Consider the following 16,126-nt stretch of genomic DNA (forward strand, 5'->3'; position numbering starts at 1 on the left):
GAGGCTATGACCATCCAACCAGTAACAGAAAATGATCTTGAAAATTGCGCAAAAGTATATGTGCAGACCTATAATCAAGCCCCATGGAATTATCAATGGGAATTTAAAGATGCTTTAAATTATTTAGCTGAATACCGTTCTTCGCCTCAGTTTAAGGGCTTTGTTCTGTATGATCATGATGTTTTTGCCGGTGCAATATTTGCCCATACGAAGACATGGTGGAACGGTAGTCAACTTTATATTGATGAGTTATTTATTTCTCCTCATGCTCAGAAAAAAGGATATGGAAAGGCTTTAATGAACTATGCCGGACAGTATGCACAGGAAAACGGTTTAGGTACCATCACGTTAATGACCCATAAGTTTATGCCATCGATGAAGTTCTATGAAGGCCTTGACTTTGTGCATGCACAACCCTTTGTTATTCTATTCAAACAAATGGGAGGTTATGATTAAAACCTATTCTTTTTATGACGGTTTGTAATCAATTTCCCAATCCAGATCAGTATCAGTGACAACACCAGGAAAACTATTAAGAGGTAAAAGCTATTTATCAGAACCTTGTGGTATCCAAAGGTATCCACATCAATAAATGGATAAGGATAAAACCCGGAAACTGCACCCCTTGCAAGTACAAAAACTAAATAAGCAAAGGGATAAATCAGCCATGTAAAAGCACTGGCCCATTTCAACTTGCTTTTAGGGGCAAAAATCAGCCAGTATATCAAGAATAAAGCAGGGATAAATGCATGGAGTAGCTCATCTACAACAAGCTGTAATCCTTTTGGCTGCCATGTGAAGCGCAGTATTAAGTTGTAAACAATGCCAACCACACAGATGTAAACTGTTACGGCCGCCAAAATCGCTGGCTTTGAATATAAACGCTCCTCTTTTTTATCGAAATTCAACAACAACAGCGTACAACACAAGACCACCATCATATTAGTCAGGATGGTGAAGTAACTGAAATACCTGGTCACAGATTCCATTACCGGGATCTGATTATTTACGATAATGAGGTATAGCTGTGTGATTAATGCAAACCATCCCGTAAAAAAACCGGTTATCAAAAATAATTTATTGGCGTTATCGTGTTTTTTATCCATATTATTTGCGACTATTTAGCTATTGAATATAGCTAAATCCGGGAAAATTTAGCGTTTTGTTTGTCTTTGTTTTATGCGCTTAAGGTGTGGAAATATTGAAAATTATATATAACACGAAAATAGATTTTATGGAGAATTAAGGTGGATAATGCTATTTTTAGGGGATCAACCCATACCAAAACCTTGTAAATGAAATACACGCTCCAACTTCTTTCGCTCTCTATATTATTGCTGCTTAACGCTTGTCAATCTCCCTTATCTGAGAAGAAAGTAACGAGCTTATCACCAATAGGAGTAACAATTGAGATGTCTCAGGAGCTGGACAATCAAAAAAAGAATACGGCCGTTGTTCGGTTATTTGATGAGGAAGGGTACACCGTCGCCAATGAAGGAATAAAAATAAAAGTGAATCAGGTAGAGCTGGAATTTCATGTGAAAAAAGAACTTTACTATACCACCACCACAACCTATGTGGTCAATAATATTCCAGTAAGTCCGGTATATAAATTTACCATCACTTTAACGAATGGCAAAACCTATAATTTAGGTAACCTGGAACCCATCGCTGAAAGTTCTGAAAAGAATATTTTATGCGCGGAAAGGGGGAGTCCTGACAAAGATTTTGTGATTTCCTGGAATAATTTAAAGGAAGTAAATGAATTGTCAATTATGAAAAGCGTGCTATTGAATACCTCAACCAAAAGAGAACGTAATTATGATTATGAACCAATTGTTACGAAGAAAATTGGGACTGCCGGAAAGTATATTGTACCAATATCAGTTTACATCGATTCAATTTCGACGATTGCCGGTTTAGAGATCAAATTTAATGCTTCCAAAAAAGGGAAACTCAATCCTCAACTCCTGGAAAAAAGCAGCATTGTAATCTCCGGACATCTGGATAAAAATGTCAATTTTGAGGAGCATTAAATATTACATTTAGGCTTTGCCTGGAGTTGCCCTCTCTACAGCTTCATTGTTCGTATTCCTGACTATCCCTTTCATTATCCAAGGGTATTAAAGCTTATGTTTCTTCTTTGAAGGAACCTGCTGCTTTTGTTTTAGAACTTCCCAACGACATAACGTTTTTTCATCTGCCTTCGCTTTCTCCAATGTGGTTTTTACAAGTTTGTAATGGCATTTACTTAGGCCCCGGCAATTGGATTTAAGATGGTAGCGCTTTGCATGGCCACTATTGCAGGTATACACGATGGTTGAGGCGTTACAGGCAATATTGGTAAGTACAAACAGCATTAAAATGAGTGTTTTCATACCTGCTATCGATTTGTTTTATATACCCGCTGATTTGAACGTAAAAAATCTACTTTTTCAGGCTGATAGTATAAAAAATAAGCCGTTGTAGCGGCCCAGAGTAGGAATAGCATTATAGCCATAACTTTATACAGGCTTGTACCCCCGGAAGATCTTTCGGGTACCTGATCATGGTCATTTGTTCTAAAATCAGGCAGGGTAGAATTATTATTTGAAAAAAAGGTGGTTTTTTGTGATTCCGTAAGCTTAGTAATGACTGGGATTTCCAGTTTGTTTTTTGCTTCATCCAGTTGCTGCTGATCCTTTCCTAATCGGATAAATACTTCTTCCGGGCTTTTTGTACCCGTCTTAATCTCTTGTATTGCTGCATTGAGTTTGCTTTTTTGATCATCAAAGGATTTACCTAATTTGATTAAATAATCAGCCGATTTTTCGGTCTGCGCGCGATCAGTATTTAGTTGACTGGTAAATTTATCTATCTGTACTGCATTCTGACTCAGTTGATCTTTAGCAGACTTAATCAAACTATTATTGTGGTCAAAATAAAAATGTCTGCTGTCTTCAAATTGATTTATTCTTGTTTCAACCTGGGCTGCAGCCTGGTTTATTTTTCTATTTTTCTCTTCTTCAATTTGAATCCGGATTCCTTTAACTTCGTTTTCCATACCTTCCGTATTTTCAATGAGCTTAAACAATTGTTTCTCATTTACGAACTTTGCGATCTCTGGGCTATCGGTAAAAAAAACAGTATCATAAACATTTAATAGTTCCAGAGAATCCTGAAGTGTTTTAGGTTTAATCAAGTTGTATACCACAGCATCTTTACTGGTCATAGTGAAATTAAGCTCTCCGAATTCTTTAAGGTTAAGCTCAAGCTTATCGAAATCTGCTGGTTTTTTAAGCCCATTAAAGTGGTTTGAATGGTTGACTTGAAGTACATGCTGATTAATGTTTTTGGTATTGGTAATCAGTGTGTTGTGGAATTCATCAAGGCATTTTATAGTCAGGTTTTCTTCAGCAATTTTATTGTAATACACCATTGCAGAACCAATGAATGTGCCTCCTCTATCGGAATTCTTTTCTTTGGCGAAGGAATAAACGGCATAGGCAATTGTGTTATTTCCGTTGATATGTTGCTTTCTGATGGAATAAATTCTGGTATCCGGAAATAGCTTTATCGCATTCGTGTTTAAATCAAATGATTTGATCCTTCCTGAATTTTCCTTATCTCCTGCAAATGGAGTTTGTCTAAAGCCATTTGGAATTCCGAAAGTTCCAAATGCAATTAAGTTGATGTTGTTATTCATGGATACTTAATTGAAAAGATTGAATTTGATGCGTTCCCAAAATGTTCCTTCATAGTTGATCTCGTAGCCTGTAATGTTCTTGTACAACCATCCGGCTAAAACCTCTGCAGTCTGTAGATTTAAAGAGGTAAGACGTTCTTTTCCAGCTGCATTTTTTTCAATGTTTCCAATCGTATAATAGGTTTTATTCAGGCCATAAGTGTCCAGTCTTTGATTTGTCATTGGCAAACGTTCTGCTATAAAATTTTCCAGTTGTTCTTCACTGGCTACATTCATAGATCCTGATTTATCCCATTTAGAAATCACCAGAATCGCATTGACATTTCGTAAGCTTCTGCCTTTTCTTTCTAACTCATTCAGGAAGGTATGTATCAGAGTATCATCCTGATGTGCTGTGTCGTAGCTGGTTACGATGATGAAATTTAAAGGGACATTAGAACCAATATATTCTTCAATACTACTGTGATAGCTACCACCTCTTCGAATGTCATTATGGTTTTCCCCTGAGGTCTCCAAGAAGGTCAGGTTAATTGGCGGAACCATTTTTGATTTATTATTGGGTTCAAATACCAGATCTAATCTGGTGACCTGATCCTTTGTTGTTCTGTTTGGCAGGATTCCCTTTCTTAGATCTTCGAGAAAGTCAAACAACAATACTTCGGCTTCTTTAGTATTCGGTGTACCTAATTTTGGCCGGATTGCTCCTGCCTGAGCGCTTAAATAATAAAGCATGGAAGATAATATTACAGATTTTCCGGATTCAGCAGTTCCGAAGAAAAAGATGAAGTTACTGTCTTTATCCTTGATGGTATTGGCGCTTGTGGTGGCGGTTATCGGCACAAAAGCGGAGCTATAACCAGTGTTACCATTATCTCCTGAAAAAGAATCTGAGGTATTTGTATGGTTCGTATTGAAATTTAATGGCTGGAGGATATCTTCCTCTTCATTGATCAGCGGCCTTAATTCTTCGTTATTCATCTTTTTTTATCTAGGTATTAAAGTTGTTCCGCTGCGTTTATTATTAAAAACACTAGTGGTGTTTTTGATTCCTCTATCGGCATCAGTAACCAATAAAATAATGATGACGATGACGAAATCTAATAAGATACAGCCAGCTAGAACAACGAATTGATACATTCCGAAATTCTTAATGGCATGGTCAAACGCATAGCCAATTTTCCCTACATCCTGAGTTTTAGAGAATAAAGGCTCAAACTTAAATTTGTCTTCACCTAATACAGAATGGGCTCTGTTTCCCAGTTTATTGTACTCTGTAAGTGATTCATCAATAAGGCCCTGCGCCATAGCGTCCTTGTCGTCTTTCGACAATAGCAATAGCTCCTGTATCTTTTTGTTCCATTTGAGTACCGCATTATTTACATCAGTTTTCAAGTCTCTTTCATCAGGTGATAAATCGGTCAACATATTGTCAATCTGTCTGCCCATCCTTTCTGCCAGATCATCATAATCACTACCCACGGCAGTAAGGAAATCGATCTTTTGACCGGTCAGCTTTTCTATATCTCTGATTAAAGATTTTGATCGGTCACCAACGCCTTTATTGCCTGGGTCTTTGATCTGGTCCATCAATTGTTTTTTCTTAATCTCAATATTCTGGGTGATTTCTTTGTTGTATTTATAGCTCAGTTTGGATTGAATATTCGTTTCTAAACTATTAAAGGATTCATTGATATCTCTGAGTTCCTGAGTATAGATGTCTGTTCTCATGAATCTGGTATATAGTGCATTGAAGTTTGAAATGAAGCAAAATGAAGCTATGAAAATATAGATCCAGATTAAACTGGTGATAGAACGTCCGTCAATTTTAGCGGCTCTTAACATCCAGCATAGGAAAAGTAATAGCAGGGAAAGCACCAATGCAATTACAAAAGAAGCCGGCCCGAATATTTGTTCCAGGCCGATCCATGTTTGGTAAAAGCTTACGCTAATTAATAGAATGGCGAGGACTCCCAGAAATAGATCTGTCGCGGTAATAGATTTTTTACTCATTTTTATGGTGCTTGGTTTTTATGAAAATGTTGCGACACAAATCTATATACCCTGAACAGACTTGTTTTACGGGAAACCGTAACAAAGAAATTTTTTTGATGGATTTAATTGCTTCTTACCAATGGATTCAGACATGGATAAATAGGAGGAACCTTCCATCCGAATATAGGGATACCTTAAGTTCAGGAATGATTATTCCTGAACTTAAATGATACCAAAGTCTTTACAATAAGCAACTAATTGCTCATTCTTAGAGAACTCTAAAGCCTCTTTCATGAGGTTAAGACGCTTCTCTACACTGCTCAAACCAGAAGGTTTGATTTTATTCTGCTGTAGGTAAAGGGGAATGTCTTTTTGAAGCGTTCCTTGTAAAAGCAGGGAAATGATGGTGATGTCGAAATCCGTAAATTCGTATGCATTTTTCTGTTTTACCGTCTGTTTAAGGTCGGCAGAAAGGTAGGTTTTGTTCTTATAGATCGCATCCAGTGCCAATTTAAGGTCTTTGGCGTCATGACGGGCTTTACGTACATAGCCTTTAATGCCTAGTTCCTTAAAAAGCTCATCAATAAGGGCAGCCTTATTTTCGGCGGAGAACACCAATACCTTTAGGTCTGGCTGCATTAGTTTAACGGCGCGGACAAGCTCCAATCCTCCGGAGATTTTTTGTGGGCGGTGATCCTCTTCAAAAGATAGATCGGTAATCAGTAAATCATAGGGCTGGTCGTTCTGAAGGCCTTTTTTCAGGAGCATCAAAGCATCATCGCAATAATAGGTGTATTCGGTATTGGTTATTCCAAGATCTGCCAGTGTTTTTTGTACGGAAATATTGGCGCTTTCGTGGTCTTCGGCAATTAATACTCTTTTGAACATCATTATTAAATTATTAAACGGGGAAAGAGAGTTGAATTTTCAGTCCCTTTTCTATCCTCGTATCAAAGGTAATTTCTCCATGAATACCATCCATACGGTTTCCCGTATTCCTTAATCCATTTTTAAAAGCAGTTTCTTCTGACATACCGATTCCATTGTCCGTGTAATAGATATTGATCTGATTTTCTTTGTGTTCGAACTTAACCAGCACATTGCTGGCTTCACTATGTTTCCTCATGTTGACCATCAACTCCTGAAGAATATGCTCCACCTCATACTTCACACTAATATTTACTTTCTCCCAGAGTTCAGCAGTGTTTCCTACAATCAGGATTTTGGTGTTTTCTGTGGCAAAAGACGTCAGCAGGGCTGATATTTTTTCATGAAAATTTTGGCCAGCAAGTTCCGGCTTCTCATAGGAGATATCGCGTGACTTTTCATACAGATCGTCTATTTTATCCAGGATATGGTCTTTATCAATATCGTCACGGTTTTCAATTTCAGTCATGATTCGGTACAATCCATTCGCCACCACATCGTGTACCTTTTTTGAAGTTTTGAGTTGACTATCCTGAATGGCATTTTGAGCTGCCGACTCTATCTTTAATTTTCTTTTTTTATACCAGAGAAAAGCAATGAATGAAACGGAAAATAGAAATAGGAGGGCACCTAAAAGTAAAAGCTCTCTTATCGTAATCTGATGCCTTTTTTCAGCATTTTCTTTTTGAAGATTCAGGTTGTCGGCCTTGTTTTTATCGCTTTCATAGCGGATCAGCGCAAACTGATTTTTTGCAGCATTGCGTGCGCTTTGTAAACTGTCGGCAAGAGCCTCATATGTATTGAAATAATTTCTGATTTCTGCCTGTGGACTTAGTTTGATCAGCTTATGGAGTGCTTCCAGCCGGTCATTAGGACTTTTTATCTTAGTGGCCACCTGGTACATCTTCTTTGCATAATCTAAAGCAAGAGCTGGTTGTTTGCCCTTGTAATAATCTGACAGGTGTGAATAACTCGAATTCCTGCCCCAATCGCTGTTTTCTTTTTCACGAATATGCAACGCTTCCAGTAGTTCTGGTTCTGCATTATAGCCAGGGCTTTGTAGCCATTTGGTAAAAGCAAAATTCGTTAATTTACGTGCATACTCTATTTTATTCTTTGGGTTCTTATGGAGGATCTCCTTGTAAATTTTAAGGGCCTTTGGATAGTCTTCTTTGTTGCGGTAGACCAATGCCTCATTATTTGAGATCAGGAGTTTGAGGTTCTTGTTTGTAGAAAATTTGATGGCCGCATCATAATAGGTAATTGCATCATTATAATTTTTTAAATACGAGCTGCTTCGTCCCAATCCATTGTAATTTGAGGATAGACAATCAAAATGTTTAGAATTATTTGGGTTTAAAAACCTAAGAGAAGTCAGTAAGCTTTCCTGACTGCCAAAATAATCACCGGCGTCAAATTGCATGACGTATAAGTAGTTGTAGGATATGGCTATTTGTAAACTATCTTTAGAATTTGCGACTAGCTTGCTGAAATAATAGAATGCTGAATCGTTATTCTTATACATAAATGATTCCGCCTTGTCAAAATCAAAATGTGGAAGGGGATTAGGGAACTGCTGTTTTTTTTTACAGGAAAAAATAACAAAAGTAATCATTAGAAGGAGTAGCGTTTTTTTCAAGAGTTATTTTTTATGCTCAAATATAAAAAAAGTAAAGCAGTAAAAATGAGCGCCTTGAAAAAGCACCTTTTTAATGAGTGAATTTAAAGCAATCAGGTGAAAAAATATCTTTCCTTAATCAGTTTTTTTACTGATTCAAAAGTTGGAAATGAGAACTATTGAGATATAGGTAAGGAGCTTTGGTTAATGTAATTAAACAAAAATAATTACTCTGAAAGTCATAGAAGTTTACTTACTTTATTGCTCACTTAATTTTTTAAATGATGTTAGAGTTATTACTTGCTATCTTTTTAGGCTTTGCAAGCCCAGCCCAGCCCACACATAATAATAATTCAGTAGCAACAACTGCTACTACTCCTGGACCTGGAGACGCAGTCGGTGGAGATGGTGGACTGATTCCGCCTAGAAAACCCTAGTAAAAAAGTAGGGGAATTAAAAGCGATCAGGTAAAAGTCATCTTTTACCTGATCGCTTTTAATTATTGATTAAAAAGCTGGCCTATTGATGGATTATTATACTAGTATTCGGAAGTATGGTTTGTATAGATATTTTTTGCTGTTGCTTTAACATCTTAAAGCATTTTTAAGAAAAAAAAAGGGTAGAAAACAAACGTTTTCTACCCTTTTTTATAGCCTGTGTTTCTAAAGACACATTTTCAATGCCCTTGTAAAACTGCCTTACTCTTTTTACTGTGGTCTTCCCGGTGGAATATGACTACCATCTCCACCTGTCTCTGGGCCAGGTTCGTCAATAGAAGCAGTTGTTGCTGCTGAATCGTTGTTAGTTGTTGTATGTGACGGGCTTGCGAATCCTAAAAAGATTGCTAGTAATAATTCAAACATGATCTAAAAATTAAAGAATGAAATACGGTGTAGTCCCCTGCGAAACCGATCGCAGGGACTGCTACAATTGCATTTCAGAAGCGCTTCTGAAATTTTTGGGAAGTGTGAGAATCATTCGCGGGAGCTACTAACTGCTTCCCAAACCGGATGGCAACCACCGCGTTTTCCTCTCATTATGAAATCTGTTTTGTACATTTAACCCGATAGCTAATCGAAGTAGTAGCTGATTTCTGAAACAAATGTATGGGGCTTTAATTGATTGTATATCAAGTGATTCCGGTAATTCCGATGATTCCGTTGGAATTCCGGTAAGGCTTTAGAGATTCCGAAAATTCCGGTTATTTGCAATTATTAATCATTAGAAATGTTTGAAGAGTATAAAAACGAAGTAATTGAAGCACACAATCGGAAGAGCGCAGCAGGTGTTCTTTCCAGTCATTTAGTGCAAGCAAGTCCCGCAGAATTGAGAAAGGAATGTCTTAAAGTTTATCGGGAGAGATACTCGCAGAAGGATGAACGGATTTTAAGAGCTTTTTTTGGTCCGGAAACGGAAGAAAATAATTTCGCCAAACTTATTGGAAAGACCGAGCTTGATAAGTTTAAACCCCTGGGGAATATGATGAGAGGTAAAATACAGGAACCAAGGCTGAGTAGTATTGACCTCCTCGCCTGGTTAATAGATTTTAATCCCAGACCTCATGCCCTGTGGATAAATAATGCTGTTGTGCTGAATGAAGAACCTGTGGTGTTGAAGGAAGAACCTGTGGTGTTGAAGGAAGAAGCTATTGTACCGGAGAAAGAGACTGTCGTTATAAATCCAGCGCTTCCCGGAGAAATCCCGGTTTCAAAAGTGGGTAGATGGGCGAAATTCAAGAATAAAGAAACCTTGATTTCTTATATGATACTGTTGGTTTTGGGGATCGGCGTTTTTATGGCCTGGAGGGATAGTCCTTTGATTGGGGATTCTAAACAATGTATGTACTGGAATGTTGACCATTACGAGCCTGTTTCCTGTTCGGAAAAGAAAGATGATGCGGATGTGATCGCTTTAGATGAAGATAGAATAGCTCATTTTAAGAAAATCACCCAACCGGATACGCTGACGGTAAATTCATTGGGTAAGGTTTGGTATATTACTAACAGAGGTGAAACGGAATTCTTTACTGCTCCCGGAGAGTATCCTGTGGATCGTAATAAAAGGGTATTGCCAATGTCAAAAGGCATCTTGCAGAAATATGTCTTATATAAAGACCTTTAAAGATTAGACAAAGGACAAAAGCAATAACCAATGAACAACAACAGTATTCATGCAAGCTGTTCTAATATCAGTAGGTATTTATGGTGTTTTAAGCGTCAACTACATCATAAACGACCACTTTCTCCCATAAATGACTATGGTTCTTAATGAATTCCAGGTGTATCGGGTGTGTCTGATACGCTTCCTGTCCGGCAAGATCATTGAAGAACATCAGCTCTGATACGCCCCAGCTATTGTCTACCACATCGCGTTTTTCGGTGCTGGCTACAATACCGACATGTATTTCTTTTACCGTTGGTATTTTTGAAAGTGTTTTTACACCTGCAACCAACTGATCACGATCTGCTTTAGAGTTTGGGTTTTTCAGCCAGAAAAACACATGGTGTACCACCGGATAATTCTTGTTCATACTTGTTAATGGCATGGCACTGGCAACTGTCCCAACTGAAAGGACAGCTGCAGTTCCAATAAATTTTCTTCTGTTAGACTTATTCATAGTGCTTAAATCTAAGAAAAAATAAACAACCTTCGGCGCAATGGTCTATGAATCTGGGGCTAATACCGGAAGATGTGCTAATAAAGCCTGATAATAATTTTCCAAAGACTCCTCATGAGTATTCAGGAAAAGGTAGGGTTCAATAAGTTCCAGCTCCATCAGGTTTAACTTGCCGTTCACAACAAGTCCATCTACTCTGGCATAAAGACATCCTTCAGCAAACTGCTTCACATAGGCACTGGCCTCCTGAATATATTGATCAGCGGTTTCCCGGACATTGACGCTACCTCCATAATAATGTTGTACTCTAAATTCTCCATCTTTAGGGACCTTCAGCAGACAATGACTATAGACACCATTAAAGAATAAAAATGACCATTCCCCTTCAAAGATTTCCTTCATAAAAGGTTGAACAATAAAAGCGTTTTCTTTTAGTAATGCATTGATTTGTTCCTGATGAGCGGCAAAGTTTTCCGCAGTAAGGATATACGTATCCCTGGCACCTGCACTAATACAAGGCTTGATGATTAGTTTATCTACCTTAAAGGAAGTCATTAAGCTACCTAAATCAAGAACACTACCTTTTTCAAGGAATATAGAACTGATCACCGGTAACCCTGCATCAGCAATTTCCTGTAGATAATGCTTGTCCATATTCCATCTTACCTTGTCATAAGGATTCAGTAATTGAATACTTAAAGATTCCAGGTGATTCAGCCATTGCTTAAAATCGGCAAGGTGATCCGTGTAATCCCATGGTGATTTCAAAATGGCGAGGTTATAATTGCCCCAATCTACTAAAGGATCATTCCAAATCACACGTTCTATGGAAAGACCTTTATTTAAAAGGAAATTAAGGAGCGTTAATTCTTCGTCTTCTGTGGTTGATGTATATATTTCCTGAATATGGTAGGAAACGTAGGCGATTTTAATCATAATAATTAGTTTGATGGTAAACTTACCACTAAAAAGTAATGCAGTAATATAAGATGACTGAGAATATTAAGGAAGTAAAATTCATTACTTTTTTCGGTTTTGCTCAACAACCGCTTTAATCAGGTCTGAAGAAAGACCAGCTTTGTTCAGATCACCTGCGATAAAGGAACTTTTTGAACTGACGTAGGTATCTATGTCGCTGGTCTCTGTGGCAAGTCTCTTTTTTAACTGTCCATATTCGCGGGCCAGTTCCGGAGCATCTCTTAATGCATCCCGAAATAATAAGTGATTATTCAGGGCAAGACTTCCTGCTATACAACAATACAAATGATGTGCTGGCCACAAAGTCCCGGTCCTGTTGTCCGGATTAAGATTAGAAACCGCATTAAAGGCATATCTGTCTTTAATACCCATCTCACCGGCGAATTGATAACCCAGGGAGGTCATAACTGGAATGACTTTATGGAGCTGAGTCTCACCTTTGACTATAATATCAATATCCAAAATTGGTTTGGCCGCCAATCCGGGTACAGAGGTGCTGCCTACATGCTCAATAGCATCGGTTACATCCCCCAAAGCATTACTGAACACTGTTTTTAGTGCTTCAAATTCCTGTGGCCAGTTTGGATTGTAATCGACAACTTTGATCATAGCTGATTTTTTTTATAGGGAGGAGTAATTTATCCTAAAATTTAGGAATTCTCTTCAAATCTGTGAATAATGAAGCTCCCCGTATCCTGAAATCAGCATAGAGGAGCTTTTATAATCGCTTATCTGTTGTAATTGTCTACCGCTCTTTCAATATTTTTGGTTCCGGATAACTGTATCATATATCCGCTTACACTAAGACCGGTGCCAACTCCCATTAATATAGCACCAGTGGTGAAATTGGAACCCTTGGAGAAACTTGTACCTGAGCTAAGAATGGAAACAAAACCTGCAATGATGGATGCTCCTGCCGTAACGTACATGATTTTGCTGAGCGATGTGCTTTTCTTGTAATCGTTTAAGAATTGCATGCTCTCCGGGTGATCAGCCATGTCCTCTGCCAGGTTTTTGTATCGTACTCTTTTGAGATCACCATAACCTTTGTTGTAATACATGGACAGATTAGCCGGATATTGTCTGTTGGGCCCGTAGCTGCTGTAGCCCCTGCGGTACATGTATGGATCGTATGGCCGCTCCTGGTAAAGGTTGATTTTTCCCTCCAGAACCCTTTCTGAAAACGAAGTTTCCCCTATAAAAGATAGTTTTCGGGTATTCGCAAAGAACCCATCTTCATTATTGAAGAATTTTACCTGATCAACCGGGACACGTCTGGAATCGGCTTTAAACTGCCAGTAACCTGAGAAATCCGGTCGCAGCTGGATCTTTTTAGCATAGATCACAGAATCAGAAAAGAGGTACAAATAGTTTTTACTATCCTGCGCCCGGGCAGGAATAGTCAGCGCATAGCAAGCCATAGCGCTTAAGAGTAATTTTTTCATAACGGTTTACATTTGTGTGTGCCAGGACAACACAAATTATAACCCAAAAAATGCTTTGTAAGCAATAAAATACATTCAGCTCATTGTATCAGGATATCTTGATACAATGAGCTGAATAATCACTATAAATCATACTCTTTTTCAATCACCTTCATGATCAGGTCTTTAACAGTTACTCCTTGTTGTGCACCAAGAATTTTTAGCGCTTTTAAAGCACTCTTTTTAAGTCTCAATGGATAAGTAACAGTTTCGTCTTCCGATAACGGAGCTGATTTTTCTCCTTTTGTGGCCGTAGTTTCTTTTGAAGGAGAATTGAACAAAGCGGATACACCACCTAAGTTTTTATTGTTGTCCTCTATACCACCCAGATTTTTCTTTGCCATAATCTTATAATTTAACTAAAATTTCTTGTGTAAGGTTTTCGTAATCTACAGCACCATTAGATAATGGTGCATATTCGAATACATCAACACCTTTTAACTGCGCTTCGATCAAGGCAACGTTTACCCTGATGGAAGTGTCAAATAACTTGTCATTGAAATATTTCTTGATACTCTCTGTGATTTGCTCGGTAATCACCCTTCTAGGGTTAATTTTGGTGATAAACACCCCGCCAATGGTTAGGTTTTCATTGTAATGCGTCCTTACATCGGAGATGATAGAAACCAGACGGTCAATACCTCTGTAGGCAAAATACTCTGCTTCCAATGGGATTAATACCGTGTCTGCTGCAACCAATGCATTTACCGTAAGCATTCCTAAAGCAGGAGCGCAATCGATCAGAATGTAATCATATTTTCCATCCACGGCTTTCAACAATCTTTTCAAAATCGTCTCTCTGCCAAGTCTGGAAACCAGCTCGATTTCTGCACCTAATAAGTCCAGCGAAGAAGGGACAATGTCTAAATATTCTGAAATGTTTTCAATGGGAAGGGGCGAGTCATTTTTGATACTATCATAAATCGACACCTTAACATCTCTGAATCCTAAGCCTTCTGTTAAGTTAGATTGTGGGTCAATATCAATTAGTAATGTTCTTTTGTTCGCACGAGCTAAACCGGCGCCAATATTTAAGGTAGAAGTTGTTTTTCCTGTACCACCTTTATGATTTATAACAGCTATAATCTTCATGTCAATATATCCTTTATACGAGTACGCAATGATACTAAGATATATTGATGTGGAGATATCTTTAATTGGTTTTTAATCCTTTAACCGGTGTTTTTGAGGCTTAATTATTGATTTTGAGGGAGATAATATTTTTGAGAAAAGCCTGGTTGCTAGTGATATTAATGTATCTAGATATCTAATTTAGGAGGTTAATTTGCCATCGGTAAGGTAAACCAGAAACTACTGCCTTCCTCTAATATGCTTTCTACGCCGATTTGTCCATTGTGTTGTTTGATGATTTCTGCGCAAATATAAAGGCCAAGACCTAAGCCGGTATACTGGCTGCCGGAATTGTCTGCGCGGTAATAGCGGTCAAAAATATAGCGTAATTTCTCCGGTTGTATGCCCGGTCCACGGTCAATAACCGAGACTTTTGCCATGCCGTCTGCCTTTTCAATCCGGATGCGAATCTCTTTTGATTGGGCTGCATATTTTATCGCATTGTTGAGAAAGTTGACTACAATCTGTTCAATCCGCATGGCATCCGCATAAACGGCTAACTCCAGGTCACCTTCCGTTTCAATGGAGTAAATACCATCGGCGGTTAAATCGTGGTAACAATCTTTAATAATGTTGAACAATACAAAATTCGCCTGACTGATATGAAGCTGTCCCTGGTTCGCTCTGCTGGAATTTAATAAATCTTCAATCATTGCATTTACCTTTGCTAAGCTTTTATTGGCCTGTACCACTAGCTTAGACAACATACCGGTTGTTGGTGGGTTGTCCTTTATCCGGTCTAAGAGCTGTAAAGATGCTTTTAAGCTGGTGATAGGTGTTTTAAGCTCATGACTGGCAATGATGATAAAATCATCTTTTTGCTGTTGCAGCAAGCGAAGTTCCTGAATATCTGTTGCGGTACCTACCCAAAGCTCCAGTTTACCCTGTTGATTTTTAACCGGCATCAAACGGATCAGGTGCCAGCGGTAAAGCTCATCCACCCGTTTGATACGGATTTGAAACTCCCCACCTTCATTATTATTCAGGATAGACTGGAATTGCTCCAATCCGGCATCATGGTCTTCGGTATGTATTACCGTCCTAGCTCCGAATAGGCTGTTTTTTTCATTATCCAGGCCGGTATATTCATACCATCTCTGGTTGTAAAAATCAATTTCCCCGTTAAGCGAATTTGTCCAGGCAAGCTGTGGAATGGTTTCCATCATACTCCGGAAACGACTTTCACTTTCTGCCAATGCCCGGGTACGGTTAAGCACACGGTCTTCCAGTTCCTGATTCAGGGTCGAAAGTTCTTCATTAATCGTCTTTAATTTTTCATCGGCCAGCTTTTTTTCCTTACGGATCTGGGTATCATTTAAGGCCCTGTTGATTTTCGTAGATAAGGTAAAGAGCTTGTTTTTTGACACATAATCAGTAACGCCAGCCTTAATGAGCTTAACGGCATTTTCTTCCCCGATGATACCAGATACAATGATAAAAGGGATATCTGGCTGATACTCTTGTTTAATAAGAAAAGCACTCTCCGCATCAAATGAAGGAAGAGAATAATCTGATAAGATAAGATCCGGAAGGAAATTGCATAGCGCTTTCTCAAAATCTTTACGGGTTTGTACAACTTCCGTTGTAAAAGTCAATTCAGATTTTCTTAATTCCCTTTGCAGGAGATCAGCATCACTTTCATTGTCCTCAAGAATGAGTATTTTAAGATTTGTAGCCATTATTGGTACGACATA

General features: G+C 38.3%; 18 protein-coding genes. 3 read left to right on the forward strand and 15 right to left on the reverse strand.

Annotated features, from left to right (window positions below):
- The first annotated feature begins 6 nt into the window (after positions 1-6).
- On the forward strand, positions 7-456 hold the full coding sequence (locus OQX61_RS12520; protein ID WP_265842045.1) for a GNAT family N-acetyltransferase: 450 nt from the start codon (positions 7-9) through the stop codon (positions 454-456).
- On the opposite strand, the gene OQX61_RS12525 is transcribed toward OQX61_RS12520, so the two are convergent.
- A complete protein-coding gene (locus OQX61_RS12525) occupies positions 453-1,106 on the reverse strand; it encodes a Pr6Pr family membrane protein (protein WP_265842046.1) in 654 nt (217 codons plus the stop codon). The genes OQX61_RS12520 and OQX61_RS12525 overlap by 4 nt on opposite strands.
- Positions 1,107-1,295: 189 nt before the next feature.
- On the opposite strand from OQX61_RS12525, the gene OQX61_RS12530 reads away from it, so the two are divergent.
- Entirely contained in the window at positions 1,296-2,036 is a 741-nt protein-coding gene (locus OQX61_RS12530) for a hypothetical protein (protein ID WP_265842047.1), read from the forward strand.
- Between the two features lie 87 nt (positions 2,037-2,123).
- On the opposite strand, the gene OQX61_RS12535 is transcribed toward OQX61_RS12530, so the two are convergent.
- The 7 genes from OQX61_RS12535 to OQX61_RS12565 all read right to left on the reverse strand — a co-directional run bounded on the left by OQX61_RS12535 (position 2,124) and on the right by OQX61_RS12565 (position 9,085).
- Entirely contained in the window at positions 2,124-2,378 is a 255-nt protein-coding gene (locus OQX61_RS12535; protein ID WP_265842048.1) for a hypothetical protein, read from the reverse strand.
- A 5-nt stretch (positions 2,379-2,383) separates the two neighbouring features.
- Entirely contained in the window at positions 2,384-3,685 is a 1,302-nt protein-coding gene (locus tag OQX61_RS12540; RefSeq protein WP_265842050.1) for a hypothetical protein, read from the reverse strand.
- Between the two features lie 6 nt (positions 3,686-3,691).
- Positions 3,692-4,663, reverse strand: coding sequence for a hypothetical protein (locus OQX61_RS12545; RefSeq protein ID WP_265842051.1), 972 nt, complete (start codon positions 4,661-4,663; stop codon positions 3,692-3,694).
- A gap of 6 nt (positions 4,664-4,669) precedes the next feature.
- The gene (locus OQX61_RS12550) at positions 4,670-5,695 is read right to left on the reverse strand and encodes a hypothetical protein (protein ID WP_265842052.1); all 1,026 of its coding nucleotides are present in this window, start codon (positions 5,693-5,695) and stop codon (positions 4,670-4,672) included.
- A 204-nt stretch (positions 5,696-5,899) separates the two neighbouring features.
- Positions 5,900-6,568 (reverse strand): response regulator, encoded by a 669-nt coding sequence (locus OQX61_RS12555; RefSeq protein WP_265842053.1) that lies wholly within the window; start codon positions 6,566-6,568, stop codon positions 5,900-5,902.
- Between the two features lie 10 nt (positions 6,569-6,578).
- A complete protein-coding gene (locus tag OQX61_RS12560) occupies positions 6,579-8,129 on the reverse strand; it encodes an ATP-binding protein (RefSeq protein ID WP_265842054.1) in 1,551 nt (516 codons plus the stop codon).
- An 800-nt stretch (positions 8,130-8,929) separates the two neighbouring features.
- On the reverse strand, positions 8,930-9,085 hold the full coding sequence (locus tag OQX61_RS12565; RefSeq protein ID WP_265842055.1) for a hypothetical protein: 156 nt from the start codon (positions 9,083-9,085) through the stop codon (positions 8,930-8,932).
- A 364-nt stretch (positions 9,086-9,449) separates the two neighbouring features.
- Between OQX61_RS12565 and OQX61_RS12570 the strand changes: the two genes are divergently transcribed.
- Positions 9,450-10,343, forward strand: a complete 894-nt coding sequence (locus OQX61_RS12570; protein WP_265842056.1) for a hypothetical protein — start codon at positions 9,450-9,452, stop codon at positions 10,341-10,343.
- 88 nt (positions 10,344-10,431) lie between these two features.
- Here OQX61_RS12570 and OQX61_RS12575 read toward each other — a convergent pair whose 3' ends face one another.
- The 7 genes from OQX61_RS12575 to OQX61_RS12605 all read right to left on the reverse strand — a co-directional run bounded on the left by OQX61_RS12575 (position 10,432) and on the right by OQX61_RS12605 (position 16,111).
- Positions 10,432-10,839 carry a Dabb family protein gene (locus OQX61_RS12575; protein ID WP_265842057.1) on the reverse strand — a complete coding sequence of 136 codons (408 nt, stop codon included), beginning with the start codon at positions 10,837-10,839 and terminating at the stop codon, positions 10,432-10,434.
- A gap of 45 nt (positions 10,840-10,884) precedes the next feature.
- Positions 10,885-11,775, reverse strand: a complete 891-nt coding sequence (locus OQX61_RS12580) for a hypothetical protein (RefSeq protein ID WP_265842058.1) — start codon at positions 11,773-11,775, stop codon at positions 10,885-10,887.
- An 84-nt stretch (positions 11,776-11,859) separates the two neighbouring features.
- On the reverse strand, positions 11,860-12,426 hold the full coding sequence (locus OQX61_RS12585; protein WP_265842059.1) for a GrpB family protein: 567 nt from the start codon (positions 12,424-12,426) through the stop codon (positions 11,860-11,862).
- A gap of 119 nt (positions 12,427-12,545) precedes the next feature.
- Positions 12,546-13,262, reverse strand: a complete 717-nt coding sequence (locus OQX61_RS12590; RefSeq protein ID WP_265842060.1) for a hypothetical protein — start codon at positions 13,260-13,262, stop codon at positions 12,546-12,548.
- 122 nt (positions 13,263-13,384) lie between these two features.
- The gene (locus OQX61_RS12595; protein ID WP_265842061.1) at positions 13,385-13,645 is read right to left on the reverse strand and encodes a hypothetical protein; all 261 of its coding nucleotides are present in this window, start codon (positions 13,643-13,645) and stop codon (positions 13,385-13,387) included.
- 4 nt (positions 13,646-13,649) lie between these two features.
- Positions 13,650-14,393: a ParA family protein gene (locus OQX61_RS12600; protein WP_265842062.1), complete on the reverse strand. Its 744-nt coding sequence runs from the start codon at positions 14,391-14,393 to the stop codon at positions 13,650-13,652.
- 188 nt (positions 14,394-14,581) lie between these two features.
- On the reverse strand, positions 14,582-16,111 hold the full coding sequence (locus tag OQX61_RS12605) for an ATP-binding protein (protein ID WP_265842063.1): 1,530 nt from the start codon (positions 16,109-16,111) through the stop codon (positions 14,582-14,584).
- Positions 16,112-16,126 lie beyond the last annotated feature (15 nt).

Origin of the sequence: Pedobacter sp. PLR, from assembly GCF_026239675.1 — a bacterium.
Taxonomy (GTDB): Bacteria; Bacteroidota; Bacteroidia; order Sphingobacteriales; family Sphingobacteriaceae; genus Pedobacter.

Bases quoted from the DNA above. Each gene is read 5' to 3' on its own strand.
- OQX61_RS12520 (WP_265842045.1), top strand. From the start codon at position 7: ATGACCATCCAACCAGTAACAGAAAATGATCTTGAAAATTGCGCAAAA.
- OQX61_RS12525 (WP_265842046.1), bottom strand. From the start codon at position 1,106: ATGGATAAAAAACACGATAACGCCAATAAATTATTTTTGATAACCGGT.
- OQX61_RS12530 (WP_265842047.1), top strand. From the start codon at position 1,296: ATGAAATACACGCTCCAACTTCTTTCGCTCTCTATATTATTGCTGCTT.
- OQX61_RS12535 (WP_265842048.1), bottom strand. From the start codon at position 2,378: ATGAAAACACTCATTTTAATGCTGTTTGTACTTACCAATATTGCCTGT.
- OQX61_RS12540 (WP_265842050.1), bottom strand. From the start codon at position 3,685: ATGAATAACAACATCAACTTAATTGCATTTGGAACTTTCGGAATTCCA.
- OQX61_RS12545 (WP_265842051.1), bottom strand. From the start codon at position 4,663: ATGAATAACGAAGAATTAAGGCCGCTGATCAATGAAGAGGAAGATATC.
- OQX61_RS12550 (WP_265842052.1), bottom strand. From the start codon at position 5,695: ATGAGTAAAAAATCTATTACCGCGACAGATCTATTTCTGGGAGTCCTC.
- OQX61_RS12555 (WP_265842053.1), bottom strand. From the start codon at position 6,568: ATGATGTTCAAAAGAGTATTAATTGCCGAAGACCACGAAAGCGCCAAT.
- OQX61_RS12560 (WP_265842054.1), bottom strand. From the start codon at position 8,129: ATGTATAAGAATAACGATTCAGCATTCTATTATTTCAGCAAGCTAGTC.
- OQX61_RS12565 (WP_265842055.1), bottom strand. From the start codon at position 9,085: ATGTTTGAATTATTACTAGCAATCTTTTTAGGATTCGCAAGCCCGTCA.
- OQX61_RS12570 (WP_265842056.1), top strand. From the start codon at position 9,450: ATGTTTGAAGAGTATAAAAACGAAGTAATTGAAGCACACAATCGGAAG.
- OQX61_RS12575 (WP_265842057.1), bottom strand. From the start codon at position 10,839: ATGAATAAGTCTAACAGAAGAAAATTTATTGGAACTGCAGCTGTCCTT.
- OQX61_RS12580 (WP_265842058.1), bottom strand. From the start codon at position 11,775: ATGATTAAAATCGCCTACGTTTCCTACCATATTCAGGAAATATATACA.
- OQX61_RS12585 (WP_265842059.1), bottom strand. From the start codon at position 12,426: ATGATCAAAGTTGTCGATTACAATCCAAACTGGCCACAGGAATTTGAA.
- OQX61_RS12590 (WP_265842060.1), bottom strand. From the start codon at position 13,262: ATGAAAAAATTACTCTTAAGCGCTATGGCTTGCTATGCGCTGACTATT.
- OQX61_RS12595 (WP_265842061.1), bottom strand. From the start codon at position 13,645: ATGGCAAAGAAAAATCTGGGTGGTATAGAGGACAACAATAAAAACTTA.
- OQX61_RS12600 (WP_265842062.1), bottom strand. From the start codon at position 14,393: ATGAAGATTATAGCTGTTATAAATCATAAAGGTGGTACAGGAAAAACA.
- OQX61_RS12605 (WP_265842063.1), bottom strand. From the start codon at position 16,111: ATGGCTACAAATCTTAAAATACTCATTCTTGAGGACAATGAAAGTGAT.